21 protein-coding genes and 1 pseudogene are annotated in these 26,365 nt (G+C 66.6%); 15 read left to right on the top strand and 7 right to left on the bottom strand.

Going from position 1 to position 26,365, the window contains the following annotated elements:
• Window positions 1-21: 21 nt before the first annotated feature.
• Complete coding sequence (locus U1769_RS11795; RefSeq protein ID WP_332716001.1) at window positions 22-603, bottom strand: alpha/beta hydrolase; 582 nt, start codon at window positions 601-603, stop codon at window positions 22-24.
• A 141-nt stretch (window positions 604-744) separates the two neighbouring features.
• Between U1769_RS11795 and U1769_RS11790 the strand changes: the two genes are divergently transcribed.
• The 8 genes from U1769_RS11790 (at window position 745) to U1769_RS11755 (ending at window position 7,267) form a co-directional block, all read left to right on the top strand.
• The gene (locus U1769_RS11790) at window positions 745-1,179 is read left to right on the top strand and encodes a GNAT family acetyltransferase (RefSeq protein WP_332715999.1); all 435 of its coding nucleotides are present in this window, start codon (window positions 745-747) and stop codon (window positions 1,177-1,179) included.
• Between the two features lie 2 nt (window positions 1,180-1,181).
• Entirely contained in the window at window positions 1,182-1,532 is a 351-nt protein-coding gene (locus tag U1769_RS11785; protein ID WP_332715997.1) for an ArsC family reductase, read from the top strand.
• 116 nt (window positions 1,533-1,648) lie between these two features.
• A complete protein-coding gene (locus U1769_RS11780) occupies window positions 1,649-2,086 on the top strand; it encodes a hypothetical protein (RefSeq protein WP_332715994.1) in 438 nt (145 codons plus the stop codon).
• A 217-nt stretch (window positions 2,087-2,303) separates the two neighbouring features.
• Entirely contained in the window at window positions 2,304-3,164 is an 861-nt protein-coding gene (gene panB / locus U1769_RS11775) for a 3-methyl-2-oxobutanoate hydroxymethyltransferase (protein WP_332715991.1), read from the top strand.
• Between the two features lie 70 nt (window positions 3,165-3,234).
• Window positions 3,235-3,936, top strand: coding sequence for a tetratricopeptide repeat protein (locus U1769_RS11770; RefSeq protein WP_332715989.1), 702 nt, complete (start codon window positions 3,235-3,237; stop codon window positions 3,934-3,936).
• Complete coding sequence (locus U1769_RS11765) at window positions 3,933-5,258, top strand: outer membrane protein assembly factor BamB family protein (RefSeq protein WP_332715987.1); 1,326 nt, start codon at window positions 3,933-3,935, stop codon at window positions 5,256-5,258. The genes U1769_RS11770 and U1769_RS11765 overlap by 4 nt, the downstream gene beginning before the upstream one ends.
• Window positions 5,259-5,331: 73 nt before the next feature.
• Window positions 5,332-6,711 (top strand): ribosome biogenesis GTPase Der, encoded by a 1,380-nt coding sequence (gene der / locus U1769_RS11760; protein WP_332715985.1) that lies wholly within the window; start codon window positions 5,332-5,334, stop codon window positions 6,709-6,711.
• 151 nt (window positions 6,712-6,862) lie between these two features.
• Window positions 6,863-7,267: an Hpt domain-containing protein gene (locus tag U1769_RS11755; RefSeq protein ID WP_332715983.1), complete on the top strand. Its 405-nt coding sequence runs from the start codon at window positions 6,863-6,865 to the stop codon at window positions 7,265-7,267.
• Between the two features lie 29 nt (window positions 7,268-7,296).
• Here the strand turns inward: U1769_RS11755 and U1769_RS11750 are convergent, their stop codons facing one another.
• On the bottom strand, window positions 7,297-9,609 hold the full coding sequence (locus U1769_RS11750) for a coiled-coil domain-containing protein (RefSeq protein ID WP_332715981.1): 2,313 nt from the start codon (window positions 9,607-9,609) through the stop codon (window positions 7,297-7,299).
• A gap of 217 nt (window positions 9,610-9,826) precedes the next feature.
• On the opposite strand from U1769_RS11750, the gene U1769_RS11745 reads away from it, so the two are divergent.
• The 3 genes from U1769_RS11745 to U1769_RS11735 are packed head-to-tail and all read left to right on the top strand — an operon-like array spanning window position 9,827 to window position 13,499.
• On the top strand, window positions 9,827-10,990 hold the full coding sequence (locus U1769_RS11745) for a hypothetical protein (RefSeq protein ID WP_332715979.1): 1,164 nt from the start codon (window positions 9,827-9,829) through the stop codon (window positions 10,988-10,990).
• A 56-nt stretch (window positions 10,991-11,046) separates the two neighbouring features.
• Entirely contained in the window at window positions 11,047-12,126 is a 1,080-nt protein-coding gene (locus U1769_RS11740; RefSeq protein WP_332715977.1) for a DUF2336 domain-containing protein, read from the top strand.
• A complete protein-coding gene (locus U1769_RS11735; protein ID WP_332715975.1) occupies window positions 12,123-13,499 on the top strand; it encodes a PAS domain-containing sensor histidine kinase in 1,377 nt (458 codons plus the stop codon). The genes U1769_RS11740 and U1769_RS11735 overlap by 4 nt, the downstream gene beginning before the upstream one ends.
• Window positions 13,500-13,506: 7 nt before the next feature.
• On the opposite strand, the gene U1769_RS11730 is transcribed toward U1769_RS11735, so the two are convergent.
• The 3 genes from U1769_RS11730 to gltX are packed head-to-tail and all read right to left on the bottom strand — an operon-like array spanning window position 13,507 to window position 16,442.
• Window positions 13,507-13,692, bottom strand: coding sequence for a hypothetical protein (locus U1769_RS11730; RefSeq protein WP_332715974.1), 186 nt, complete (start codon window positions 13,690-13,692; stop codon window positions 13,507-13,509).
• Window positions 13,692-14,975, bottom strand: a complete 1,284-nt coding sequence (locus U1769_RS11725) for a citrate synthase (protein WP_332715972.1) — start codon at window positions 14,973-14,975, stop codon at window positions 13,692-13,694. Before U1769_RS11725 ends, U1769_RS11730 begins: the two co-directional genes overlap by 1 nt.
• A gap of 21 nt (window positions 14,976-14,996) precedes the next feature.
• On the bottom strand, window positions 14,997-16,442 hold the full coding sequence (gltX, locus tag U1769_RS11720; RefSeq protein WP_332715970.1) for a glutamate--tRNA ligase: 1,446 nt from the start codon (window positions 16,440-16,442) through the stop codon (window positions 14,997-14,999).
• 28 nt (window positions 16,443-16,470) lie between these two features.
• On the opposite strand from gltX, the pseudogene U1769_RS11715 reads away from it, so the two are divergent.
• Window positions 16,471-18,678, top strand: a pseudogene (locus tag U1769_RS11715) (ComEC/Rec2 family competence protein); the annotation flags it as partial.
• On the opposite strand, the gene lexA reads toward U1769_RS11715, so the two are convergent.
• The gene (gene lexA / locus U1769_RS11710; protein ID WP_332715968.1) at window positions 18,650-19,324 is read right to left on the bottom strand and encodes a transcriptional repressor LexA; all 675 of its coding nucleotides are present in this window, start codon (window positions 19,322-19,324) and stop codon (window positions 18,650-18,652) included. The pseudogene U1769_RS11715 and the gene lexA sit on opposite strands and share 29 nt — an antisense overlap.
• Window positions 19,325-19,380: 56 nt before the next feature.
• Window positions 19,381-20,577 carry a molybdopterin molybdotransferase MoeA gene (locus U1769_RS11705; protein WP_332715965.1) on the bottom strand — a complete coding sequence of 399 codons (1,197 nt, stop codon included), beginning with the start codon at window positions 20,575-20,577 and terminating at the stop codon, window positions 19,381-19,383.
• Window positions 20,578-20,774: 197 nt separating this feature from the next.
• Here U1769_RS11705 and U1769_RS11700 point away from each other — a divergent pair, with 197 nt between their 5' ends.
• The 3 genes from U1769_RS11700 (at window position 20,775) to U1769_RS11690 (ending at window position 26,338) form a co-directional block, all read left to right on the top strand.
• Window positions 20,775-22,088, top strand: coding sequence for an MFS transporter (locus U1769_RS11700; protein WP_332715963.1), 1,314 nt, complete (start codon window positions 20,775-20,777; stop codon window positions 22,086-22,088).
• A 62-nt stretch (window positions 22,089-22,150) separates the two neighbouring features.
• A complete protein-coding gene (locus U1769_RS11695; protein WP_332715961.1) occupies window positions 22,151-23,425 on the top strand; it encodes an amidohydrolase family protein in 1,275 nt (424 codons plus the stop codon).
• A gap of 603 nt (window positions 23,426-24,028) precedes the next feature.
• Window positions 24,029-26,338, top strand: coding sequence for a TonB-dependent receptor (locus tag U1769_RS11690; RefSeq protein ID WP_332715959.1), 2,310 nt, complete (start codon window positions 24,029-24,031; stop codon window positions 26,336-26,338).
• Window positions 26,339-26,365: the final 27 nt, after the last annotated feature.

Genomic DNA, 26,365 nt, shown 5'->3' with positions numbered 1-26,365 from the left:
TTGCGGATCGGGTCCGGGAAATCAGCGCGCCAGCCGCGCTTCGACGAGGCGGACGTCGCGTTCCACCACCGCCAGGGTGAATCGCTCGATCGCGCGCCTGGTGCGACGCCAGGGACTGTCCTGGTCGGCGTGGCGGTCGAGCACCATGCGGCTTCCCCAGGAATCGGCGATGGTGCGGACGCTCGGCAGCAGATCGCGGCGCGACGCATCCGCGCCGAGCACGACCGACGGGAAGGGCAGCCGGGTGCGCGGCGAAGCGAAGGTATCGAGCAGGTCGTCGACATTGGTGCGTTCGTCTTCCACCGGCTCGAAGAACAGGGCGCCGGCCACGCGCGAGACGTAGCTGGCCGGCGACAGCCGTGCCCACCACGCCGTCGCAAAGCAGCTGGCGCCTTGCGCGACGAGGAGTACACCGCGATCGGCGCGCATCACCGCTTCGTCCAGCCGGAGACCGAGCAATTTGCGCTCGGCCGGCGTGCGGGCATGATAGGGAATGTGGGCTGGTGCGGCCGATCGGAACAGCGCCGTCCAGCCTGGCACTTCCATCTCCGTAATGGCCACGAGCGAGAGCCCGTGGGGCAGAGCCAGAGCAGCAGGACTCATGGCGAATCTCCTTGCGTGCAGCGCACCCAATCTACACCTTTTGGATGTGATATAAATTGGATTGTCGCGGCTGCCGACGAAGCGATGCGTTTTCGCGCCGTCCCGCTTGCGTTGCGCCGCCTCCGCCGTAACAGCGGGCACATGACGGATAGCGAAGAGACGGGCGTGATGCGGGAGGCGAGCGCCGCCGACGCGGCTGCGGTCGTCGCTTTGTGGGAAGCTGCGGGGCTGACGCGGCCCTGGAACGATCCGCTGCGCGATTTCACGCTGGCGCTCGATGGGCCGACCTCCACCGTCCTGATCATCCGCGATGAGGATCATATCGGTGGGTCGGTCATGGTGGGCTTCGACGGGCACCGCGGCTGGGTCTATTATCTCGCGGTCGCGCCGGATCGCCGGCGCCACGGCCATGGACGGGCCCTGATGGCGGCGGCCGAGACCTGGCTCAGGGCCCGGGGCGCGCCCAAGATCCAGTTGATGGTGCGCGCCGGCAACGACGCCGCGCTCGATTTCTACGCGGCGCTGGGCCTTGAACGGCAGGAACTGGTGACGCTCGGCAAATTTCTGAAGGACTGACGATGACGACGACTCTGCACGGCATCAGGAATTGCGACACGATGAAGAAGGCGCGCAGCTGGCTCGATGCGCACGACGTCCGCTATGCCTTCCACGATTACAAGGTCGCCGGGATCGATGAAGCGACCTTGCGGCGCTGGGTAGGAATCACCGGCTGGGAAGTCTTGCTGAACCGGGCGGGCACGACTTTCCGGGCACTGCCCGATGCCGACAAGGCGAATCTCGATGCCGACAAGGCGGTCCGCCTGATGCTGGCCAACCCGTCGATGATAAAGCGGCCGGTGCTCGAGTCCGGGAACACGCTGCTGGTCGGGTTCAAGCCCGATGCGTATCTCGCTGCCGGGTTCGGCTGAGCGCCATCGGGCATATGGTGGCGCTCGGCGCGAATAGAACCGATCCAGTCCTATTTATTGCCTTTCCCGCCCGAAAGGCGCAGCTTCTCCTTCTCACCAATGGAGGGGAGAAGGTCATGACAGAAGACGGCGAAGAGCCACCTGTTTGGTACTATGTCGTAGGCGGGGCGCTCGCGCTGTGGAGCGCCATCGGCTGCTACTTCTGCTATATGCAGTTCATCCACGGCCCTGACGCAATGGGTCCGGCAACCGATTATGATCGATCGCTCTATGCCAGCCTGCCCGTCTGGTACAATTATGTCTTCGCGCTCGCGGTGCTAAGCGGATTTCTCGGCGCGGTCGGATTGCTGACGCGCTCTCCGGCGGTGCGGGTCCTCTTCATCGTCTCGCTGGTCGCGGCGGTCATCCAGTTCGGCTATCTGTTCGTGGCGACGGACGTCATTGCGCAAAAGGGTGCCGGCGTGGTGCTGCCCTTCCCGATCCTCATTCTGGCGATCGGGATATTCTCGATCTGGTTCGCCGGGCTGGCGAAGCGGCGGGATTGGTTGCGCTGAACAGGTAAATCTGCCGGCGAGAGCGCCAGCGCGCTCCCGCCGGCACCTATCCGCGGCGCATGATGCGATCCGCCGGACGGTCGATCCAATTTTCGGGAAAGGGCGATACACCATAGCCCGGGATCGTTGGGCGATTCCGAAGGAATGGCGGCGAGCGACTATCCCGGCGCGTCGCTATGGCTGGCTTCCGTCCGGTCGCGGCGCTAACAGCATTGCCATGTCCACGACCTTCACGATCGACACCTCGACCAGCCGCGCGAATCCCACGCCGGCGCCGATGAAGCGGCTGACCATCCCCGCGTTGCGCAAGGCCAAGGGCGGCACGCCGCTGGTGATGCTGACGGCCTATACGGTGCGCACCGCGCAGCTGCTCGATCCGCATTGCGATCTGCTGCTGGTCGGCGACAGTCTTGGCCAAGTGATCTACGGCCTGCCCTCGACCGTCCCCGTCACGCTCGAGATGATGGCGGCCCACGGCGCTGCGGTGGTGCGCGGCAGCTATCACAGCGTCGTGATCATCGACATGCCGTTCGGCAGCTACGAGGCATCACCCGAAAAGGCTTTCGAGAGCGCTGCCTGGCTGCTCAAGCAGACCGGCGCGGCCGGGGTGAAGCTGGAAGGGGGCGAGGCGATGGCCCCGACCGTCCGTTTCCTGGTCGAGCGCGGTATCCCGGTGATGGGTCATGTCGGGCTGACACCGCAGGCGGTCAACGTGCTGGGCGGCTATGGCGCGCGCGGCCGCACGCCGGAGGAAGCTGCGAAGATCGTCGCCGATGCGAGCGCGATTGCCGATGCCGGCGCCTTCGCGATCGTGATCGAAGGCGTGGTCGAGCCGATCGCGGTCGAGATCACGCGGAAAGTGCCGTGCCCCACGATCGGCATCGGCGCCTCGGCCCAGTGCGACGGGCAGGTGCTGGTGGCGGAGGACATGCTTGGCCTGTTCGAGCGCACCGCGCGTTTCGTGAAGCGCTTCGACGATCTGTCCGGCCGCATTTCCGCCGCGGTTGAGACCTATGCGGCCGAGGTGCGATCGCGCCAGTTTCCGGGGCCGGAGCAGACCTACGCACCCAAGGATTGATCCCTTCCGTTTGTGCGCGGCCATCGCTAAGGTCCGCGCCTTCCCCCGCCTAGCCCCGATGGAGCAGCAATTGGCCGTTACGCCGAATACCGACGAAGCATTCCTGCGTGAGGTCGATGAGGAACTTCGCCGCGATCAGCTTGCGAGCTTCTGGACGCGCTACGGATGGTGGCTGGTCGGCGCGATCGTCTTCGGGCTCGCTGCGTTTGGCGGCTTTCTCTACTGGCAGCACCACACGGCTACGGTCGCCGCCGAGCAGGGCGAGAAGCTTCAGGTCGTCTATGACGATCTGGCCGCGCAGAAGATGGGCAGCGCCGAGAAGCCGCTGGCCGAGCTCGCCGGCTCGAAGATCGCCGGCTACCGCGCGCTCGCCTTGTTCACTCAGGCCGATCTGCTGCTGCGCAAGGACGATCTGAAGGGTGCAGCCGCCAAGTTCGGTGCGATTGCCAATGACGATTCGATCGGCCAGCCGCTGCGCGACCTGGCGCTGATCCGCCAGACCTCGGCCGAATATGATAGTCTGAAGCCCGATGTCGTGGTCAACCGGCTGCGTCCGTTGGCAGTGAAGGGCAATCCCTGGTTCGGCAGCGCCGGCGAACTCGTCGGCGCGGCCTATCTGCAAATGAACAAGCCCGATCTCGCGGCACCGCTCTTCCGGCAGATTGCCGCTGACGAGACGGTGCCGGAAACGATCCGTCAACGCGCGGTTCAGATCACGGGCACCATGGGCGTGGACACGGTCCGCCCCGTTGAGGAAAAGAAAGCGCAATGATGTACAAGAACCGGGCAGTGCTGGCCTGTGCCGCGCTCCTCGCGCTGAGTGGCTGTGGTATCTTCAAGGGCGGCGGCAAGAAGACGCCGGTGCTCGGCGATCGCGTGCCGATCCTGATGGCCGAGAGCGAAGCGACGGCGGACAAGACTCTGGCCGACGTGCAGGTGTTGCTGCCGCCGCCAGAGGCGAACGAGAACTGGGCGCAGCCGGGCGGCAACGCCGCCAAGTCGATGGGCCAGCTGGCGCTCGGTGCCACACTCTCGCGTGCCTGGAGCGCATCGGTCGATGGCGGTTCCAACCGCCAGCGGCTTGCCGCACCGCCTGTCGTGGCCGCCGGCCGGCTCTATGCGATGGACGTGGATGCGACCGTCCATGCCTTTGCCGCCGATACCGGCGCGCAGGCCTGGACGACCTCCATCGCCAAGGACGACAAGAAGACGCGGAGCGCTCGCTTCGGCGGTGGCGTGAGCTTCGATGACGGCAAGGTTTATGCGACGGATGGCCTGGGCGACGTGGTGGCGCTCGACGCCGCCACCGGCGCCGAGGTCTGGCGTGCCAAGCCGGGCGGTCCGCTGCGCGGGTCGCCGACGATCGAAGGCGACAATCTGTACGTGCTGAGCCAGGACAACCAGCTGTTCGCGCTGGCGAAGAAGGACGGGTCGATCGTCTGGACTCAGTCCGGATCGCTCGAGACCCAGGGCGTGTTCGGCGTCGCTGCGCCCGCGGCCAGCCAGGGCACTGTGGTGTCCGGCTTCTCCTCGGGTGAGCTGAACGCCTATCGTTTCGAGAATGGCCGCAGCTTGTGGCAGGACGCGCTGTCGCGTTCCAGCATCTCGACCTCGGTTTCGTCACTCGCCGATATCGATGCGTCGCCGGTGATCGATCGCGGCCTCGTGTTCGCGGTGGGTCAGGGCGGCCGCATGGTTGCCCTGGAGATCGTCTCCGGCCAGCGCATCTGGGAACAGAATTTCGCCGGCATCTCCACGCCGTGGGTGGCGGGCGAATGGCTGTTCCTCGTCACCGACGACGCCAGGCTCGTCTGCCTGGCCCGTGCGACCGGCAAGGTGCGCTGGATCCAGCAGCTGCGTCATTTCCGCAACGAGAAGTCGCGCAAGAACCCGATCACCTGGTATGGCCCGGTTCTCGCCGGCAACCGGCTGGTACTGACCAATTCGCGCGGCGAGATCGTTTCGGCCTCGGCCGATACCGGCGAAGTCGGCACCGTCATCGATGCCGGCAAGTCGTTCAGCCTGCCCCCGATCGTCGCGAATTCGACGCTCTATGTGCTCGACCAGAAGGGCCGGATCTCGGCCTATCGTTGATCGAACCGCGCGATCGTCGCTCCGGATAACGACTCCGGGGTGACGAACGCGGCGTGGCAGGCTAAGGCGCGCCATGCCCAATCTTCCAGTGGTCGCGATCATCGGCCGGCCCAACGTCGGCAAATCGACTCTTTTCAACCGCCTCGTCGGCAAGAAGCTCGCGCTGGTCGACGATCGGCCCGGCGTCACGCGTGATCGGCGGGAGGGCGATGCGACGCTGGTCGGCATGGAATTCCGCGTCATCGACACCGCCGGGTACGAGGATCAGGACGCTGCCTCGCTGCCCGGGCGGATGCGCGCGCAGACCGAGGCGGCCGTCGCCCAGGCCGATGTCGCGCTGTTCCTAATCGATGCCCGCGCCGGGCTGGTGCCGCTCGATGAAGAGATCGCGCGCTGGCTGCGCGGCTCGAAGACGCCCGTCATCCTCGTTGCCAACAAGGCCGAGGGCCGTGCCGGAGAGAGCGGCATCCTGGAGTCGCTGTCGCTCGGCTTCGGCGATCCCGTCGCGCTTTCTGCCGAACATGGCGAAGGCATGGTCGAGCTGTTCGAGGCGCTGCTGCCCCATGTCGAAGGCGACGAACGGGTCGAGCGGCCCGAAGAGGATGTGGAGGGGGACGAATTCAACCCCGACGCGCCGCTCAAGCTCGCGATCATCGGCCGCCCGAATGCCGGCAAGTCGACCCTGATTAACCGCATCCTTGGCGAGGAGCGACTGATCACCGGCCCTGAGGCCGGCATCACGCGCGATTCGATCGCGGTCGACTGGACCTGGCACGATCCGGAGGGCGAGGCGCGGGCAGTGCGGCTGATCGACACGGCCGGCATGCGCAAGCGCGCGAACGTGCAGGACAAGCTGGAGAAGCTGTCTGTCGCCGATGCGCTGCACGCGATCGATTTCGCCGAGGTGGTGGTGTTGCTGCTCGATGCGACGCGCGGGCTCGAGGCGCAGGATCTGCGTATCGCCGATGCCGCCCTGCAGGAAGGGCGTGCGCTGGTCGTCGCCATCAACAAATGGGATGTGGCGGAAAATGCCAGCAGCCTGTTCAACGGCATCCGCGGGGCGCTGGAGGAAGGGCTCTCGCAGGTAAAGGGCATCCCGGTGCTTACCGTGTCGGCAGCGACCGGCAAGGGCATCGATACCTTGCTGAAAGTCGCGTTCGAGACGCGCGAGGCCTGGTCGCGCCGGATCGGCACGGGCGAGCTCAACCGCTGGTTCGAAAAGGCGATCGAGGCGAATCCACCGCCCGCGCCCGGCGGCAAGCGCATCAAGCTGCGCTACCTTACCCAGGCGAAGACGCGTCCGCCTGGCTTTGTGCTGTTCGGCACCCGCGTCGACCAGCTGCCGACCAGCTATCAGCGCTACCTGATCAACGGCATCCGGCGCGACCTCGGCTTCGGCGCCGTGCCCGTGCGCCTGACTCTCCGCGCACCCAAGAATCCGTTCGACCGGTAACGCTTTCGGTTTCCCCGGATGATTCTGCGGGGGCGATGCTTTCGCTTTCGGCCGCTATGGGCATGTGACGTCAACCCATCCTTTACCCCGTCCGTCTATAAGCGGGGAAACGTCTCCGCGGCCTTTGGCGGCCCCGGAGCAGGAGAATGCGGTGTCGCCCGAAGATCGTGGCCTTATCGATTGGACTGCGTTTTCGCAGGCGCGCAGCGAACTGGGCGCCGGATTCGTGCGGATTCTGGGATATTTCCGGGAAGATGGCGTGAAATCGGTCGCTGCGATCGAGGCGGCGATGCGGGGGCTGAATGCCGCCGCCATGGTTCTGCCGGCACATACGCTGAAGGGGGAAGCCCGCCAGTTCGGAGCCGATCCGCTGGGCGCACTCGCCGAAAAGATCGAGTCGATCGCGCGCGACTGCGTCGAGAATCGCGACACGCCCGATGAAGCGCTAAAGGCAGTGGTCGAACTTCGCCCACTGTTCGAACGGACGCTGGAAACGCTGGAGCGCGAATCCAACCCACTGGTGGAACGTCGCCCCGCCTTTGGCCGCCGCCTGTGAGCCGGGCCGGGTAAGTCGCCGGCGTCGCGCTAGCCGCGCAGCCGCCGTATCGCCTGGGCGAGGGCGACATAAAGCTTGCCCATATCCGACGACAACAGGGTCACGCCGAGCGGTGACCCGTCGGGCTGGCCCAGGATCGTGCGCAGCATCGCCTCGAAATCATGGACATAGCGGTTGACCTGCTCGCGGAACGCCGGGTCCTCGTCGTAGAGGCGCGCGATGTCGCGGGCTTCGCCGGTGTCGAGCAGACGAACCGCCCGGCGGGTGAAGATGCCGCGATCACCCTTGAGGTAGGCCGCCCACGCGCTGTCCGACACTTCGTTCGAAAAACATTTGGCGATGTCGATCGATGCGGAATTCAGCGCCTCGATCAAAAGCGAGACCCGGCGAGCGAACGATTCCCGGTCGGCCTCTTCCCGCTCGGCGCGGGCATCTTCGATCCGGCTTTCGACCTTCGCGGTCGAATCGGCGATGGCGAGCATCTGGCGGGTAAGCCGTTCGGACATGCGCTGCGCTGCCTCGGTAGCGGCGTCGCCGGCATCCAGGATCGCTGCGATCTGCCGCTCGACGGTGACTGACGAAGCGCGCTGCATTGCTTCGGCACCCGCCTGCTCGAGCGCGAGCGCTGCCTCCGGAATGACGCTGGTGAGCGTTTCGCGCGCCCGGTCCGCCGCGGCGCTGGCTGTCTCATGGACTCGCAGCAACGCTTCGACAAGGCGCGGCGCCGCTTCTTCGGTGAAGCGATTGGTGCGGCCGATCGTTTCCTCGACCATTTCGTCGAGCGCGTTGGCCCTGGTCCGGCCACTGTCGAGCGTTTCTAGCAGCTTGCCCGACAATTTGTCGATCGTCTCGCGCTGGCTGGCGATCGACTGCGCAATCGCGTCGACTGCGTCATGCGTGCTTTCGGCCGCGGTGACGAGCGCAACCAGCTCCGGCTTGACCTCGCCCACGCCGCGCCGGCTGTCAGCGATGCGTGCGTCGAGCCGGGCAAGGGCGGCGGGCAGCGTCTCGTCCATCTCGCGCGCGGCCGCATCGAGCGCGAGCAGCAGATTTTCGGCGGTGCTGATCGCCGATGTCGCGACGCCGTCGCCCGTTCTCAACACCAGAGTCATTGCGTCGGCCGCGCTGCCAAGCGCGCTGATCGAGGTAGCGAGGCTTTGCGTGCGGTCCACGCCCTGGGCATGAAGCGCATCGAGCTGGCGCGAAACGCGGGTGAGGCCGATATCGAGCTCGCCGATGACCATCTCGCTGGTCGAGCGTTGCTCCCCCAGCCGCGCGTTGATCCGGTCGATGATCTGCTCGATCGTCGTGATGCGCGCGGCGAGCGCCTCGGCGCTGTCGCGGCTGACGCGGTCGAGTGCTGCCTGATTCGTGCCGAGCATCGCCAGCATCGCATCGCCCTGCGCCGCGATACCCTTGCGGGCCTCGTCGACTGCGCCTGCGGTCCTGCCGAGCAAAGCGTCCACTGCCGACGACATCTCGCCGGTGACAGCCTCGAGCCGTGCGCCGGCGGTCTCGCTGGTCGCTTCCATCCGCGTGATATGCGCGGCGAGCTTTTGTGCCGCGCCGCTGGCCACGGCATCCGCCTCGCGTCCGCGCTCGGCGAGCGCGACCAGCTGCGCATCGAGCGCACTGGCATGCAGTCCGGCGCTCATGCCGGTCTGTTCGAGCAATTGCGCAAGGCTTTCGGTCTCGCCATGCGCCTTGGGCAGTGTCGCGATGAGAATGCCGAGGCTGGTCTCGGCCGCGGCGGCGGCAGCTGCAAGCTTGCGCGCGCGCTGGTCGGCGACATCGACCTGCTCCGCGATGCCCGTGCCGACCCCGGCAAGCTGCGCGACCGCACCCTCGCCGATGGCCAGCAGCGATGAGGCCTGCTCGGCGAGTTCGGCACGCGTCGCGTCGAGCGTGTTGACGAGCGCGGCCACCCGGCGCTCCAGGTTCGTGGCCTCGGCGCGCATCGCGCCGGCCGTCCGGCCGAAGCGCCGCGCTTCGGCCGTGCTGGTGCGCAGGGCAAGCAACAGCAGGATGCCGATCAGCGCCGGCGGAACGCACAGCGCAGCGATAAAGCCCGTCAGCTCGATAGGGGCCAATTGCTGGACCGTCTGCCAGGACAGCCAGAGCATCCCGCAGATCCAGCCAAGCGCAACCACTATGCCCAGGACGGGCACGATCCAGGGGCCGCGTTGCGGCTCTTCGTCGTCGTTGAATTCGATGAAATCGTCCATGGCCTGATGAAACTCGCGCGGTTCGGTCGCGACCGGTTCCGGCATCGACACCTCGTCCGCCGGCGTGGCGGCGCTATTTCTGCGTCTCAGGTCGATGATGCGCGAACCCCCGTCCATATCAGCTGTTTACCATGTTTGCCGTCCGCGGAAAGCGAATAGCGAAGCCTCATCTTAAGCGCTTTCGGGCAGGAAGGCGACACGGGGCATCATCCGGGGCCAATCGGGGTTGCCGCGCGCGTGCTCCAGCGCGTCCGCCGATCGGTCGAGCGCCTTTAAGCACGGGCTCGCCACGCGCGCCTTTGCCATTGGCGGTTCTTCCGCCTAACAGCCGCTCATGCTGGCCGGGCTGATTTTCGCAACCGAGGATGCCGACGACCGTGTGGGGACGCTTGCCGCGACCCTGCCGTTCGGCGGGCTGACGCTGATTGAGTTCCAGGCACGCCTTCTGGTCGCGGCCGGCGCGTCTCAGATCGTGCTCGTCATTGCGCGCCTCACGCCGGAGTTGCTCGGCGCAATCAACCGGATCGGGCGCCGGGGCGTCTCCGTCGATGCCGTGCGCACGGCGACCGAAGTTGCCGAGATGGTGCATCCCTTGTCGCGCGTACTGGTTGTCGCCGACGGCGTGCTGACGACGGGCGAGGTGGTGGCCCTGCTTGCCGCGGAGACGGAAGATGCCCTGCTCGTCACGGACGATCAGGGCGATAGCGGCCGCTTCGAACGGGTCGGTGCCCTGACCGCCTGGGCCGGGCTGGCGTTGCTGGATCCCAAGCGGATCGCCGAAGTGGCGGCGATGCCGAAGGATTATGATTTTCAGTCGACCCTGCTGCGCGTGACGGCACAGGCCGGGCCGCTGCACATACGCCTGCCGGCGGGCGCAGCAGGCGGCGTCCACGGAATCGAGCGTGACTCGCGCCGCCTCGCCGAGCGCGGCAAGGCCGTCCTGTCGGCGCTCGCGCCCTCCCCGACGCCCTGGGCCGACCGGTTCCTGCTGGCCCCGCTCGCGCGCCTGGCGCTACCCCAGCTCGTCGGACGGAGCATTCCCACCATAGCGGTCACCGCGGCTGGTGTCGTACTGGCAGCGGGCGGTTTCGCGGCGCTCTATTTCGGCTGGTCCGTGACGGGGCTCCTCCTGGCGATCGTAGCGACCATCGGCCTCACGATCGGGGCGACTGCCTCGGGGTTGCGCGACGAAACGATGGTGTCGCGGATCCAACAGGTCGCATTGCTGGCGGTGCCGGCGCTTTCGGCGATTCTGCTCGGTCGCGGGTCCGCGGCTGGCTGGATCGCGGCCGGCGCTGCGATCATCGCCGCCGCGCTGGTCGAGCGGGCGAGCGCTGCACCGATCCGCCGCCGCTGGTGGGCAAGCCCGGCCGCCTATCCGATGCTGATGCTGCCGTTCGTCGCCGTCGGGCAGCCGCTGATCGCGCTGCTCGCGGCCGGAATCTATGCCGCCGCGACACTGACGGCCGCCATTGAGGCATATCGTAAAAAGTCTTAGGCCCGTCTTAAGGATAAATCCGTAAGTCGAGGCGCATGTCGATCGATATTGGCGACATGGATGATGGCACCCAATGGGGGGTCGGCCAGCTGCTCGCTCGCGCGGCGGTTGCGAGTCAGTGCGTCGATTTTGGTCTGACGGCCGCGATCGACGATTTCTTCCTTCCCGCTGCAGCGCGTCTCGACGAAAAAGTGCGCGCAACCTTGTCCGCGACACTGGCAGGGGTGGTTTCCGCGATTGAAAACCCGCTGCGCCAGCATGCAGGGCGGTTGCTCGCGCCGGACGCAGCAGGGCTGGCGGCTGCGCTGATGGAAAGCGCGCCGTCGGTGTTTGACCAGCTGATGTCGGCTGGCGTCCTCCGCGACGCGGATCTGATGCGCGAACTGGTGGCGAGTGCGCGGCAGGACGTCCTGTCCGACGCACTGCCGTTCGTCGCACCCGAGACCGCGGATCGCGCCAGCCTGCTCACCCGGCATGCCCTGAATCCCGACGGCGTTATCGCTGCCGCGGCAATGGCGTTGCTGGCCGCCGAAAATCGCCGGTATGGCGATAAGGCCGTGGGAACGACGCTTCCGGCCGACCTGCATCAGCGTCTGACATGGTGGATCGCGGCAGCCCTGCGTCAGCGCTTCGCCGAGACTGGGGGCGGCGGTCTTGCCGCTCTCGATCGCGCCCTCGTCGCTGCGGGGCGGCGCGGCCTGGCAGCGCATGACGAGCGCGAGGGGCTCGAAGCGGCCGCGACGCGACTTGCAGTAGCGCTCGACCCCCGCGCCGACGAACGGGCGACCTTGCTCGTCGAGGCGCTCGCCGATCGCCGGCTTTCGCTGTTCGTGGCGCTGATCGGCCACGCCCTCGGGCTCGGTTATGGCGAGGCGCGCGAGATCGTTCTCGATCAGGCCGGGGACCGGCTGTGGCTGGTGCTGCGTGCGCTTGATCTGGATCGCGACGCGATCGCCAGGATCGGCGTAGCGCTTGGCGCGGCCGATCCGCGGCGCAATCTGGAGGCCTTTGCCGAGGCGCTCGACGGGATCGCGGCGACTTCGCCGGCCAGCGCACGCGCTGCCCTGGGCCCCATGCTGCTGCCTCCCGAATATCGCGCCGCGATGGTCGCGCTGGCGCGGGGTGGTCGCCCATGATCGAGGCCGATCAGCTGATCCCGCCGGTGCGCGGGCTGGTCGATCGATCCGGCCGGCTCGTCGAGGCCGATCCGCGCTTGCTCGAGCTCAACATCCGCGCGGGCGGCGGGATCGGGCGGCCCATCGCGATTCCGCAGATTGCGGCATTGAGCCGGCTCGCGCAGCGCCTCGGCATCCTCGTCTCGCGCGGCGTGGTCGGGGCTGATGGCGAGGACGATGTCGAATTGCGGGTCAGCGCCGAGCCGGATGCCGCCGGCGTGCAGTTGCTGATCACCAGCTGGAACTCCCGCGCGGCCTGGCACCCTGTCGGCGCGCAGGGCGAGCGCGAGGGCGATTTCCTGCGCTGTGCGGCCGATTGGTCGTGGGAGACCGATGCGGCGCTGCACATCACTTTCCTGTCGGTTAGTGCCGGCTCCAGATTTGGCTTCGACGCGGCGGCGCTGCTTGGCCAGCCCCTCACTCAGTTGTTTGCGCTCGACGAGAACCCCGGAGGCGCTTTCGCCGTCCTCGGGGGACTCGCGCGGCAGCAGCGGTTCGCCGATCAGGATGCGACGATTCGTGCGACTGGGCGCCGGGTCCAGCTATCCGCCACGCCGCGGATCGACGCGGGTGGCGCATTTGCCGGATTTCTCGGCGCCACCCGGATGATGGGCGGCCTGCCGGTCGCCGCCGAACGGGCCGAGCCGCAGCCGGAAAACCTGACAGACACCTTCGCATCGCGGCTGGATCAGGCGTTGCGCAGCCCGCTCGGCCGGATCATCGCGACGGCCGACAGCATCAACGCCCAATCCGAAGGGCCGCTGCGACAGGATTATGCCGTCTACGCCGCCGATATCGCCAGCGCGGGGCGGCATCTGATGGGGCTGGTCGATGATCTGGTCGATCTCCAGGCGATCGAGCGGCCCGACTTCGTCGTGGGGCAGGAACCGCTCGATCTCGCCGATGTCGCCCGCCGCGCCGCGGGTCTGCTCGGGATGCGCGCGGTTGCGGCGCGCGTGCGCATCGAGCGGCCTGGGCCGCAAGACAAGGTGCCGGCGACCGGAGAGGCCCGCCGCGCGCTGCAGGTGCTGGTCAACCTGATCGGCAACGCCGTGCGCTACTCGCCGCCCCATGGCATGGTATGGATTCGCACCGAAATCGAACAGGGCCTGGCCGCGGTGATCGTGCAGGATGAGGGCAAGGGCATCGCGCTCGCCGATCAGGCGCGGATTTTCGAGAAATTCGAACGAGTCGATGCGCGCGAGCCGGGTGGCAGCGGGCTCGGTCTCTATATCGCCCGCAAGCTCGCGCGGGCGATGGGCGGGGACGTCACGGTCGATAGCATGCCGGGGCAGGGGGCGAGCTTCCGGTTCACCTTGCCCTATCGGGAATAGCGCCCCGTCACCGCCGTCCGATCCGGATCAGCACGATTCCCGCGATCGCGAGCAGCGCGCCCCACAGCATCCAGATGCGCTGCTCGAGCATGAAGCTCGATGCCGGCCAGTGGATATACCCGCTGCCCTGGCCGATCCACAGCAGCCCCATCAGCAACACCAGGATGCCGCCGATGGTGACTGCCGCGCGCATTACCGGCTCGTGACCGGCGTGTAGTCGCGCTGGGTCGGCCCGGTATAGAGCTGACGCGGGCGGCCGATCTTCTGGGCGGGATCGGAAATCATCTCGTTCCACTGCGCGACCCAGCCGACGGTGCGGGCCAGGGCGAACAGGGCCGTGAACATCGTCGTCGGGAAACCGATCGCCGAAAGGATCACGCCCGAATAGAAATCGACGTTCGGGAACAGCTTCTTCTCGATGAAGTATGGATCGTTGAGCGCCATTTCCTCGAGGTGGAGGGCGACGTCGAACACCGGATCGTTGACGCCGAGCGCTTCGAGCACTTCGCGAACGGTCTGCTGCATCACAGTCGCGCGCGGATCGTAGTTCTTGTAGACGCGGTGGCCGAAGCCCATCAGGCGGAACGGATCATTCTTGTCCTTGGCGCGCTCGATATAATGCGGGATGCGATCGACGGTGCCGATCTCCCGCAGCATGTTGAGCGCGGCTTCGTTGGCGCCGCCATGCGCCGGGCCCCACAGGCAGGCGATGCCCGCCGCAATGCAGGCGAACGGGTTCGCGCCCGACGAACCGGCCAGCCGGACGGTCGAGGTCGATGCGTTCTGCTCATGGTCGGCATGAAGGATGAAGATGCGGTCGAGCGCCTTTTCCACCACCGGGTTCACCACATAGGGCTCGGCGGGAACGCCGAACGTCATGCGCAGGAAATTGCCGGTGTAGGACAGGCTGTTGTCGGGATAGAGGAAGGGCTGGCCGACCGAATATTTATACGCCATCGCCGCGATCGTCGGCATCTTCGCGATCAACCGGTGGCTGGCGATCATGCGCTGGTGCGGATCGGTGATGTCGGTCGAATCGTGATAGAAGGCGGACAGGGCGCCGACCACGCCGCACATGATCGCCATCGGATGCGCATCGCGCCGGAAGCCGCGATAGAAGGTCGCGAGCTGCTCGTGCAGCATGGTGTGGCGATTGATCGTGTAGCTGAAGTGATCGAGTTCGTCCTTCGACGGCAGCTCGCCGTTGAGCAGCAGGTACGAGACCTCCATGAAGCTCGACTGTTCGGCGAGCTGGCCGATCGGATAGCCGCGATGGAGCAGCACGCCCTCATCGCCGTCGATATAGGTCAGCGCGGATTCGCAGCTTGCGGTCGAGGTGAAGCCGGGGTCGTAGGTGAACATGCCGGTATCGGCATAGAGCCTGCGGATATCGATGACGTCCGGGCCGGTACTGCCGGACATCACCGCATAGTCATGCGCTGTGCCTGCCACGTCCAGCTTGGCGGTCTTGCTCATCGATACGTCCTTTCTCGAACCTTACGCGGCCATACGGTCGGCGATGCGGCCCAGGCTTTCCTCGCGCCCGAGCAGCTCGAGCACATCGAAAATCCCGGGCGAGGTCTTGCGCCCGGTCAGCGCGGCCCGCAACGGCTGCGCCACCTGGCCAAGCTTCACGCCCGCATCGTCCGCAACCCGCCGGACCGCGTCTTCGAGTGCCTCTGCATCCCAGTTGCCAACCGCGTCAAGAGCGGCATGCAGACGCGCCAGGAGTGCGGGTGCCTCGCCGGAGACGAGCGATGCTGCATCGCCGTCCATTTCCAGTGGGCGAGTGCGAAAAAGAAAGGCCGTACCGGACGTAAGCTCGTTGAGATTGGCCGCCCGGGGCTTAAGCGATTCCATGCTGCGCTGAAGCAATTCCGCCTGCGATTCGCTGATTTCGAAACCGAGTCGCGGGATCACCAGCTCGGCCAGCCGGGCATTGTCCGCGCTGCGGATATAATGACCGTTAAGGTTCTCGAGCTTCTTCAAATCGAACCTGCTTGGTGATTTTCCGACATCGGCGAGATCGAACCACTCAGTCGCCTGATCGCGGCTGATGATCTCGTCATCGCCATGTCCCCAGCCGAGCCGGAGCAAATAATTGCTCAGCGCCTCGGGCAGGATGCCGAGTTCGTCGCGATAATATTCGACGCCGACCGCGCCGTGGCGCTTCGACATCTTCCCGCCGTCGCTGCCATGGATCATCGGGATATGGGCATAGATCGGCTCGGGCCAGCCCATGGCCCTGATGATCGGCAGCTGCCGGAAGGCGTTGTTGAGATGATCGTCGCCGCGAATGACGTGAGTCACGCCCATGTCGTGATCGTCGACCACGACCGCGAGCATATAGGTTGGCGTCCCGTCCGAGCGGAGCAGGACGAGATCGTCGATTTCCTCGTTCTGAACGGTGACCGAACCCTGGACCCGGTCCTCGATCGTCGTCGCGCCTTCCTTCGGGGCCTTCAGGCGGACGACGAACGGCGCGCCTTCCGGTGCTTCGGAAGCGTCGCGATCGCGCCAGCGACCGTCATAACGCATCGGCTTGCCGGCGGCCTTCTGGCTCTCGCGCAGGGCGGTCAGCTCGTCGGGCGTGGCATAGCAGCGATACGCATTGCCCTGCTCGATCATCTGATAGGCGACCTCGGCATGGCGCTTCGCGCGCTCGAACTGGAACACGGCATCGCCGTCCCAGTCGAGGCCGAGCCATCGCATCGAGCTGAGGATCGCGTCGATCGCCGGCTGAGTCGAGCGGGCGCGATCGGTGTCCTCGATGCGCAGCAGGAACTTGCCGCCGTGATGGCGCGCAAACAGCCAGTTGAACAACGCCGTGCGGGCGCCGCCAATATGCAGATAGCCGGTGGGCGACGGCGCGAAGCGGGTCACCACTGTGGATGTGTCGGGCGTGCCGGTATCGGCCGCCGCGGTATCAGACCTTGCGCCCAAACGCGCTTGCTCCCAGACTTGAAAATCGATGGCCAGTACAGCCGCCGAGGCCCCTAGCACGCGACCCCCGTGGCTTCAAATCGGGGCCCGTGCCCGGTTGCGCAAGGCGAAGGCCGCAATCGAGCTGTGGCTCGAGGCGGAACGCGACCAGCTTTTCCTGTGGGTGCCGGTGTCGTTCGGGGCGGGCATTGCCGCGTGGTTCGTCCTGCCCGATCCCGTCTGGTGGTGGACAATGCTGCTGGTCCTCGCCGGCGTGGCGCTGTTCGCCGTCGCGATCGGGCGGGGCGGACGGGCGGGGCGTGTGGTGGCGGTCGCTGCGCTGCTCGCCGCGGCGGGGCTGGCCTTGATCTGGTGGCGCGCCCATAGTTCGGACGGACAGGTGCTGGTGCGGCCGGTGATCGCGACCTTCGAGGCGCGGGTTGAGCGGGTCGAGCCATTGCCGTCCCGAGACCTCGTTAGGCTCAGGCTGACACCGGTCCGCGTGATGGCCGTTCCAGTGCGTCCCGGACGCAAGGACACTCGGCCGCTGCCGACTTTACCGCAGCACGTCCGAGTCAATCTGGCCGAGGCCGATGTGCCGGCCGGACTGTCGCGAGGTGCGACGATCCAACTGGGTGCGCGGCTGATGCCACCGCCTCAGCCGGCGGTGCCGGGAGCCTATGACTATGCCCGTGTAGCCTGGTTCGACGGTATCGGCGCTACTGGCCGCGGGTTCGGGCCGGTCAGCATCGTCAGTCCCGGTATTTCGAGCGGTGCCGGCCTGCGCGCACGGCTGTCGAAACACATCCAGTCCAGCGCGCCCGGCGGCGGTGGCGCGATCGCCGCGGCGCTGGCGACGGGCGATCAGGGCGGCATCTCCGAGGAGGATGCCGAGGCGATGCGGCGCTCGGGCCTGGCGCATCTGCTCTCCGTCAGCGGGCTGCACATCACTGCGGTCGTCGGTGCGGTGATGCTGCTGGTGCTGCGGCTGTTGGCGCTCAGCCCGTGGCTGGCGCTGCGCTTCCGTCTGCCGCTGATTGCCGCGGCAGCGGGCGCGGTGGCAGCAATCGGCTATACTTGGCTGACCGGGGCCGAGGTGCCGACGATCCGGTCGTGCGTCGCAGCGCTGCTGGTGCTGATCGCCATGGCGATGGGACGCGAGGCGATTACCCTGCGGCTGGTCGCGGCCGGTGCCTTCATCGTGCTGCTGCTGTTTCCCGAGGCACTGGCGGGGCCGAGCTTCCAGCTCTCCTTCGCGGCTGTCGCGGCGATCGTCGCGCTGCACGAGCATCCGCGCGTGAAAGCGTGGTTCGCGCCGCGCGAGCAGGCGTGGTGGCAGAAGCTTGGGCGGATCCTGCTGTCGTTGCTTCTCACCGGGGTGGTCGTCGAACTGTCGCTGATGCCGATCGCGCTGTTCCATTTCCACAAGGCCGGCATCTATGGTGCGGTCGCGAATATCGTGGCGATCCCGCTGACGACGTTTGTCGTCATGCCGCTCGAGGTGCTGGCGCTGATCTTCGACGTGGCCGGGATCGGTGCGCCTCTGTGGTGGCTGACAGCGCGGTCGCTCGATCTGCTGTTGTGGATCGCGCATGCCACCGCGAGCATTCCGGGGTCGGTCGCGGCGCTGCCGGCGATGCCGGGCGGGGCGTTCGGCCTGATGGCGGGCGGCGGGCTATGGATCGCGCTGTGGCGTACGCGCTGGCGGCGGCTTGGGATGGTGCCCTTCGTGCTCGGCGCGGGCTGGGCGCTGGCGACGCCGGCGCCCGATCTGCTCGTCACCGGCGATGGCCGCCACGTCGCCATTCGCACGTCGCGGGGCGAACTGGCGCTGCTGCGCGATCGCGTCGGGGATTACACCTCCGACATGCTGGCCGAGAATAGCGGCGTGGACGGCGAGCCGCTGTTCCTGGCCGACCAGCCCGAGGCACGCTGCAGCCGCGATCTTTGCCTGGTCGAGCATCGCAGCGGACAACGTGTCTGGCGGGTCCTCGCGACGCGAAGCGCTTATCTCGTGCCGGCCGGCGAATTGATCGCTGCGTGCCGCGCCGCCGACATCGTGGTGAGCGAACGCCGGCTGCCCGAAGCTTGCACACCGCGCTGGCTGAAGCTCGATCGCGCCATGCTGGCCAGGACCGGCGGCGTCGCGGTCACGTTCCGCACCGGCCATGTCGCCACCGTCCTGCAACCCGGCGACCGCCACCCATGGCGGGTGGCGGCCGCGCCGGTCAGTCGTAGCGGCGGAGAAGGCCGGCGAGCTTACCCTGCACGCGGACGTGATCGGGAGGGTAACGCTGCGGATCGTAAGCGCGGTTCGCCGGATCGAGCCGGATCATCGCCCCTTCGCGGCGGAAATATTTGAGCGTAGCTTCGCTTTCCTCGATCAGCGCCACGACGATCTCACCATCGCGCGCCACATCCGTGCGGCGGATCAGCGCGTAATCGCCATCCAGGATGCCGGCATCGACCATCGAGTCACCCGAAACCTCGAGCGCATAATGTTCGCCGCCGCCGAGCAGTGCCGCCGGCACCGCCAGCATCGACTGGCCCTCGAACGCTTCGATCGGCACGCCCGCCGCGATCCGGCCGTGCAGCGGGATCTCGATCACGTCGTTCGCCGGCTCGGGGATTTTCTTCAGATTTCCGGCTGGCACCGTGCCGGTGGTCGGCTTGCGGACGGTTTCAGGCCGTTCCGGCATGCGCAACACTTCGAGGGCGCGCGCCCGGTTGGGTAGGCGGCGGATGAACTGGCGTTCCTCCAGCGCGCTGATCAGGCGGTGCACGCCCGATTTGGACTTGAGGTCGAGCGCCTCCTTCATTTCCTCGAAGGACGGCGACACGCCGCTCGCCTCGAGGCGATCGTTGATGAAGCAGATCAGCTCATGCTGCTTGCGGGTAAGCATCCCAGGTCCTCCGTCGGAACAGACTGGGAACGTTTATGCAATGTTCCGGTGCGCTGTCAAGCGATCGGCACGATTTCGACCGGTTCTCCTGCCGTAACCGCCGCCGCGTGCGGCGGGCGGACGATCAGGCAGTCGGCGCGGGCGAGGGTCAGGAGCATCGAGCTGTCCTGCAGGTCGGCCGGGAAAACGCGCCCGTCGCGCGTGACGGCGCGCAGATAATCCTGGCGATGGTCGTTCGCCGCGAGATCCTGACCGAGGATCGCGGAGGCAGTGCGCGGGGAGGGATCGAGCGCGCCGGCCATGGTCGCGATCAGCGGGCGCAGGAACAGGAAGGCAGTGACGAAGGCCGATACCGGATTGCCCGGCAGGCCGAGTACGACGGTGCCGTTGAGCCGTCCGGCCATCATCGGCTTGCCCGGGCGGAGCGCGATGCGCCAGAAATCCATGCTGCCGCCGGCGGCCTCGAGCGCAGGACGGACGAGATCGTGATCGCCGACCGAGGCGCCCCCCGTCGTCACCAGGATATCGGCATCAACCTGCGCAAAGGCAGCGGTCGTCGCGTCGAGCCGATCGGGCAGGATGCCCAGATCGATCACCTCGACCGGCAGGTCCGCCAGCATCGCGGCAAGCATCGCGCCATTGGATTCGGGCAGGACCGCATCCGTCATGGCGCTGCCGGGGGCGACCAGTTCGTCGCCAGTCGCCACGATTGCGACACGGACCAGGCGGTTGACGGGCAGGGCGCCGTGGCCGCCGGTGGCCGCCACCGCGATGCGCGCCGCGGTCAGGCGCTCGCCCCGGCCCACCAGGAAGTCGCCGCGCGAGAAATCGAGGCCCTTGCGCCGGACGTTGCGTCCCCGGTGCCCCGGTCCTTCGCCCGCCAGCGCGACCTGATCATCCTGGCGCGCAGCTTCCTCCTGGACGAGCACTGTGTCGGCCCCATCGGGCATGGCGGCGCCAGTGAAGATGCGGACCGTCTCGCCGGTGCCGACCGGGCCGGCAAAGGGCCGCCCCGCCGCGCTTTCGCCGATCAGCTCGAACGGCCCCGGCAAGTCGGCGAAGCGGATCGCATAGCCGTCCATCGCGGAGAGATCGTTTGCCGGCTGTGTGCGCAGCGCCATCACATCGGCCGCCGCCCAGCGGCCGGCGGCGGCGCGGATCGGGACGGTCTCGGCCGCGACCGGGCTTGCCAGGGCGAACAGGCGGGCCTGGGCGTCGGTCACCGATGTGAGCGGGGAATTGGTTGGTTTCACCTGCTCTCCCTATCCGCCGTACAGGGGCGAAGTCGAGACGGTGCCTGCATCGCCATCAAAGGGGCGGCATCAGTTAGCGCTACCATCTTCCCATGCGGCCCGGACTGTCTTAGCATCGCCCGAACCAGCAGATCCGCCGCGATCCAGACGGCGGAATGCTTTGCGTAGCCCATGGTTACGGTCACGGGGGATGATGCATGGAAGACGCACCGGCGCCTGACGCCTATAATCGGACTGCCCTGTTCTGGATCTGCGTGCTGGCGCTGTTCACCGCGGCAGTCGCCTTTTCGATGCGGACGGCCGCATCGGACGCGATCCGGCAGGCCGTGTTCGATCCGATCGATCCGGCCAATTCCGGCAAGCTGATCGGCGGCGCGCTCGGCGCGGCGTTCAGCGGTTTCGCTTTTTCGCTGCTCGTGCTCAGCCCGTTCCTCGACGTGATCGGGGTGAAGCGGGTGCTGTTGCTGGCGGCGTGCAGCTTCGTCGGCGGATCGCTTCTGATGGTGCTGGCGCCAAGCATGGGCAGCGGGGCCGGCATCGGAACGCTGGTGACGCTCGGCATGGCGCTGACCGGCGTGGGCTGGGGCTGCACCGAGGCGTCGATCAACCCGATGACGGCCGCGCTCTATCCGGCGGACAAGACTCACCGGCTCAACGTGCTCCACGCCTGGTGGCCGGCCGGCATCGTCGTCGGCGGGCTGGCGAGCATCGGGATCGGGCGGCTCGGGCTCGACTGGCGCTGGGATATCGCGCTGATCGCGCTGCCCGGCATCGCCTTCGGCCTGTGGGCGCTGACTCAGAATTTCCCCAAGACCGAAAGCGCAGCACGCGGGGTCAGCTTCGGCGAGATGATGGCGGTGCCGTTCAAACGGCCGACCTTCTGGATCTTCTTCGCGATCATGTTCCTGACCGCCTCGGCCGAACTGGCGCCGGGCTCCTGGGTCGATGTCGCACTGACTCACACGGTCGGGATGAAGGGCATATTGCTGCTCGTCTATGTCTCGGCGATCATGTTCGTGATGCGCCACTTCGCCGGCGTGCTGTCGCACCGCGTTTCCGACATGGGCCTGTTGTGGCTGTGCACGGTGCCGGCCAGCATCGGCCTCTACCTGCTCAGCGTCGCTGCGTCGCCGGTGACGGCGCTCGTCGCGGCGACGGTCTGGGCGGTTGGCGTCGCCTTCATGTGGCCGACCATGATCGCGGCGGTCGCGCATCGCTATCCGCGTGGCGGGGCGTGGACGATCGGCCTGGTCGGCTTCGCCGGGGCGATGGCGATCCAGCTGGTGCTGCCGCGGCTCGGCGCGATCTACGACAAGGCCAAGCTGGAGCGTGCGGGGGGCGAAGCGGCGTTCGCCGCGCTGCCGCCCGGGCCGGTGCTGGACGACGTTCTCGCCTATGCCGCGACTCGCTCGTTCCAGGTGGTTGCGCTCATTCCCGTGGTTCTGTTCGTGATCTTCGGCGTGGTGCGGCTGATCGAGCGCAAGCGGCGTCTCGGCGGGGAGCATGACTGATCCTGTCCAGGCCGGTCCCCTTTGCTATGGTCCACCTGGCTCCGCGTTGACGAGGTGAGAAGATGCGATTCCTGACGGGTCTTGGTCTCTGGGCTGCGCTGTCGCTGGCGGCGATCGCACCGGCTCCGGCGGAGACGACCGCGTTCATCGGTGCGACGGTGATCGACGGGACGGGCAGGGCACCCATCAGCGACGGCGTGGTGGTGGTGACGGACGGGAAGATCGCCGCGGTGGGCGCGCGCGGGCGTGTCGCGGTCCCCGCAGGCGCGACGCGGATCGACGTGAAGGGCAAGACGATCATGCCCGGCATCGTCAATGCGCACGGCCATCTCTTCTTCGACACGCGATCGGCCGTGCCGCCACGGACTCAACTCGCCGATCAACTCGCGCTCTACGCACGCTACGGCGTCACCACCGTCTATAGCCTGGGCGACGATGGGGTGGAGACGGTGAAGCTGCGCGACGAGCTGCGCGCCGCCCCGTACGGCCCCGGCATGGCGCGGCTTTGGGTCTCCGGCCCGGTGCTCACGGCGAAGAGCGCGGAAGAGGGCCGGGCGACCGTGACCGCCAATGCGGCGCGCGGCGTCGACATCATCAAGATCCGGCTCGAGGGCCCGCCCGACGCGCCGATCCGCACCCCCGCCGTTTATGGCGCCATGATCGATCAGGCGCATCTCGAGAAGCTGCGCATCGCCGTCCATATGTTTACCGCCGACGAGACCAGGGGCGTGGTCGATGCCGGGGCCGACATCCTCGCCCACAGCATCCGCGACCGCGATGTCGACCCGGTCCTGGTCGCAGCGATCAAGGCCAACGGCGTCGGCTATATCCCGACCCTGACGCGCGACCTCTCGGTGTTCGTCTATGAGTCCACGCCCGATTTCATCACCGATCCGTTCTTCACGAAGGAAGAGGCCTATCGTGCGCCGCTCGCCCCGCTGCTCGATCCGGCGGCGCAGGCCAAAGTGAAGGCGAGCGCGAGCGCACAGGCGATCAAACCCGCCATCGAACAGGCCAAGCGCAACCTGAAGCTGCTGTCCGACGCCGGCGTGCAGATCGCCATGGGCACTGACACCGGCGCGCCGACCGGCCGCTGGCAGGGCTATTTCGAGCATCTCGAGATGGAGATGATGGTCGAGGCCGGCCTTACCCCGATGAAGGTGCTGGTCGCGGCTACGGGCGGCGCGGCGAAGGTGATGAAGATCGACGATCAGGTCGGCACGCTCAGGCCGGGGCGGCAGGCCGATCTGCTCGTCCTCGGCGCCAACCCGCTGAAGGATATCCGCAACACCCACAGCCTGGAGCAGGTCTGGATCGCCGGGCGCAAGATCGACTGAAACCCGAAACCGGCCCCGCTGTCCCGCCGTGGGGCGGTGCGCTTTTTTTCTTCCGCTGTTATGTTGGATTTCGGGGCTTAATTTGCGGCCCCTTTTCAGGCGGTTGACGTGTCTTTTCCCTGTTATGCGTAACAGCGGAAAAATCGCGCCACATCACCGCTGAAAACGGGGAAAAACGGGCGATCTTTCCGCTGCGAGCGGCTCTGTCCATCAACTTCAGTCTCAGATGAGCGATCATCTGTCGTCTCGACGATTTCAAAGAGCGTGGGCGGGTGGCCGGCTTCACGTGCTTCAGGACCGGGCCGGAACTCCGCTAGAGCGAGAAGACATCGCGTGGAATCGGCTCCCTCTCCGTTCGTTTCGAAACGAACGGTTTAGCTAAAGCCATCCCTCTCTAGCGTGGCGCTCGCACGAACCGTCGCGGATTTGAATCGATGCGATCATTCCGTTTCAGCAACAAAATGTCATTGCACAGACATATTCCGCGCCTAGGGGCCCGGTCCGTGGGGCTCGTCCAGCAAGATCGATAACGATTCGAGAGACCGCGACGTTCGTCCCGGATCCGGAAGAGCCGCGCTTTCCGTTCAGAAAAAAGGGTTCCCTGTGTTCAGACCGACCGTTGCCAAATCTTCCCTCCTGTTCGGTGTCGCCGTAAGCGCGCTGTTCTGTTCGGCGAGTGCCTTCGCCCAGGACGCCGCCGCACCGCCGGCACAGGAATCGACGGACGTCGGCCTCAACGACATCGTGGTGACGGCGGAGCGGCGCCCCGAGACGCTGCTGAAATCGCCCCTGTCGGTCACGGCGCTCAGCGGTGATTCGCTGCGCACCTTCCAGACCGGCGGCGACGACATCCTGTCGCTTTCCGCGCGCGTGCCCGGCCTGTATGCCGAGACGACGACCGGCCGCATCTTCCCGCGCTTCTACATTCGCGGCCTCGGCAATATCGATTTCTATCTCGGCGCGTCGCAGCCCGTGTCGATCATCCAGGACGATGTCGTGCTCGAGCATGTCGTGCTGAAGTCGAACCCGGTGTTCGACGTGGCGCAGATCGAAGTGCTGCGCGGTCCACAGGGTTCTTTGTTCGGCCGCAACACCACGGCGGGCATCATCAAGTTCGACACGATCAAGCCGACCCAGGAATTCCAGGGTCGCGGCCAATTCTCCTATGGCAGCTACAACACGGTCACTGCCGATGTCGGCGTGGGCGGCCCGATCGTCCCGGACCTGCTCGCGTTCCGCGTCTCGGCGCTGTACCAGCACCGCGACGACTGGGTCGACAATGTCTTCAAGGGCACCAGCGCCGACGGCACGGTTTCGCCGAAGAAGGACGCGATGGGCGGCTTCGACGAGCGCGACATCCGCTTCCAGCTGCTGTTCACCCCGGGCGACCGCTTCTCGGTCAATGTCTCGGCGCATGCCCGCGACTATGACGGCACGTCGACCCTGTTCCACCGCGCCGGCCTGAAAAAGGGTTCCAACAGCGTCGACGCCGAGCCGCGCAACAAGGTCGCGTTCGACGAGGCGATGGACAACCCGCAGGCCTATACGACCTATGGCGAGTCGGTGCGCGCCGCCTATGATTTCGGCGGGGTCGTGCTGACCTCGATCAGCGCGTACGAGACGACCAAGGGCTATAGCCGCGGCGACACCGACGGCGGCGCAGCGGCCAATTTCGGTGGCGCCGGCTTCGGCCAATCGCAGGGCAATGTTCGCAGCCTCGATCAGTTCACCCAGGAAGTCCGGCTCGCCAGCGATGGCGACAGCCCCTTCAAGTGGCAGATCGGCGGCATGTACTTCGATTCCCGCGACATCACCGAATTCTACCAGCGCGCCTATTTCCTCACCACCGCCGCGCACAACCCGAACAACTGGGTGCGGCTGCACAATGTGAACACGTCCTGGGCGGCGTTCGGCCAGGTCAGCTACGAGATCCTGCCGAGCCTGACGCTGACCGCAGGCGGTCGCGTGACCGAGGACAAGAAGACCACGCAGTTGCTGAAGACTGCTGACTCGATCACCGGCGCGGTCACCTATCCTGCTAGCGCCCGCCGCTTCGTCAAGTTGAAGGACACGCAGCCGAGCTGGGATTTCAGCGCGCTCTACCAGGTCAACCCGGACGTGAGCCTTTATGCCCGCGTTGCACGCGGCTTCCGCGGCCCGACCATCCAGGGCCGTTCGGCTGTGTTCAATTCGGACTTCACCACGGCGGATTCGGAGACGATCCTGTCCTGGGAAGCTGGCTTCAAGAGCCGACTGTTCAACAACATGCTCAGCCTGAACGCGTCGGCCTTCACCTACACCGTCAACGACATCCAGCTGAACGGCAATGATTCCAACGGAAACGGCGTGCTGTTCAATGCCGACAAGGCCAAGGCCTATGGCCTGGAAGCCGAGGCGGAGTTCCGCCCCGTGTCCAACCTCAGCCTCGGCCTGGGCCTCAGCCTGCTGCACAGCGAGATCAAGGACAAGCGCGTCTATGCGCAGGTTTGCACGGGAAATGCCTGCACCGTGCTGAACCCGACGATCACCGTACCGGTGTTCGGATCGCCCACGGTGTTCGCCCAGATCGACGGCCAGCCGCTGCCGAACGCCCCGAAATATACCGTCAACTTTACCGGCCGCTACGATGTGCCGATGGGCAATGGCGGCAAGCTGTTCGTTTCCACCGACTGGAACCTGCAGGGCTATACGAACTTCGTGCTCTACAAGACCAAGGAGTTCTATTCGAAGGGCACTTTCGAGGGCGGCCTGAAGCTCGGCTACAGCGCGCCGGGCGGCGCCTATGAGGTTGCCGTGTTCGGCCGGAACATCACCAACGAGAAGAACCTTAAGGGCGTGATCGAGAATTACATGGCAGCGGTGTTCAACGAACCGCGCGTCATCGGCATCTCGCTCAGCGGCAAGTTCCGCTAAAACTGCAAGCCTTCGCGCGATCGTTCG

Source organism: Parasphingomonas zepuensis (assembly GCF_036663735.1).
GTDB lineage: Bacteria > Pseudomonadota > Alphaproteobacteria > Sphingomonadales > Sphingomonadaceae > Sphingomonas.
The sequence above is the reverse complement of the archived record's forward strand: the minus strand, read 5'-3'. Positions and strand labels throughout refer to the sequence as shown.

Coding starts and splice junctions, on each gene's coding strand:
- U1769_RS11795 (WP_332716001.1), bottom strand. CDS start 603: ATGAGTCCTGCTGCTCTGGCTCTGCCCCACGGGCTCTCGCTCGTGGCC.
- U1769_RS11790 (WP_332715999.1), top strand. CDS start 745: ATGACGGATAGCGAAGAGACGGGCGTGATGCGGGAGGCGAGCGCCGCC.
- U1769_RS11785 (WP_332715997.1), top strand. CDS start 1,182: ATGACGACGACTCTGCACGGCATCAGGAATTGCGACACGATGAAGAAG.
- U1769_RS11780 (WP_332715994.1), top strand. CDS start 1,649: ATGACAGAAGACGGCGAAGAGCCACCTGTTTGGTACTATGTCGTAGGC.
- panB (WP_332715991.1), top strand. CDS start 2,304: ATGTCCACGACCTTCACGATCGACACCTCGACCAGCCGCGCGAATCCC.
- U1769_RS11765 (WP_332715987.1), top strand. CDS start 3,933: ATGATGTACAAGAACCGGGCAGTGCTGGCCTGTGCCGCGCTCCTCGCG.
- der (WP_332715985.1), top strand. CDS start 5,332: ATGCCCAATCTTCCAGTGGTCGCGATCATCGGCCGGCCCAACGTCGGC.
- U1769_RS11750 (WP_332715981.1), bottom strand. CDS start 9,609: ATGGACGGGGGTTCGCGCATCATCGACCTGAGACGCAGAAATAGCGCC.
- U1769_RS11745 (WP_332715979.1), top strand. CDS start 9,827: ATGCTGGCCGGGCTGATTTTCGCAACCGAGGATGCCGACGACCGTGTG.
- U1769_RS11740 (WP_332715977.1), top strand. CDS start 11,047: ATGGATGATGGCACCCAATGGGGGGTCGGCCAGCTGCTCGCTCGCGCG.
- U1769_RS11735 (WP_332715975.1), top strand. CDS start 12,123: ATGATCGAGGCCGATCAGCTGATCCCGCCGGTGCGCGGGCTGGTCGAT.
- U1769_RS11730 (WP_332715974.1), bottom strand. CDS start 13,692: ATGCGCGCGGCAGTCACCATCGGCGGCATCCTGGTGTTGCTGATGGGG.
- U1769_RS11725 (WP_332715972.1), bottom strand. CDS start 14,975: ATGAGCAAGACCGCCAAGCTGGACGTGGCAGGCACAGCGCATGACTAT.
- lexA (WP_332715968.1), bottom strand. CDS start 19,324: ATGCTTACCCGCAAGCAGCATGAGCTGATCTGCTTCATCAACGATCGC.
- U1769_RS11700 (WP_332715963.1), top strand. CDS start 20,775: ATGGAAGACGCACCGGCGCCTGACGCCTATAATCGGACTGCCCTGTTC.
- U1769_RS11695 (WP_332715961.1), top strand. CDS start 22,151: ATGCGATTCCTGACGGGTCTTGGTCTCTGGGCTGCGCTGTCGCTGGCG.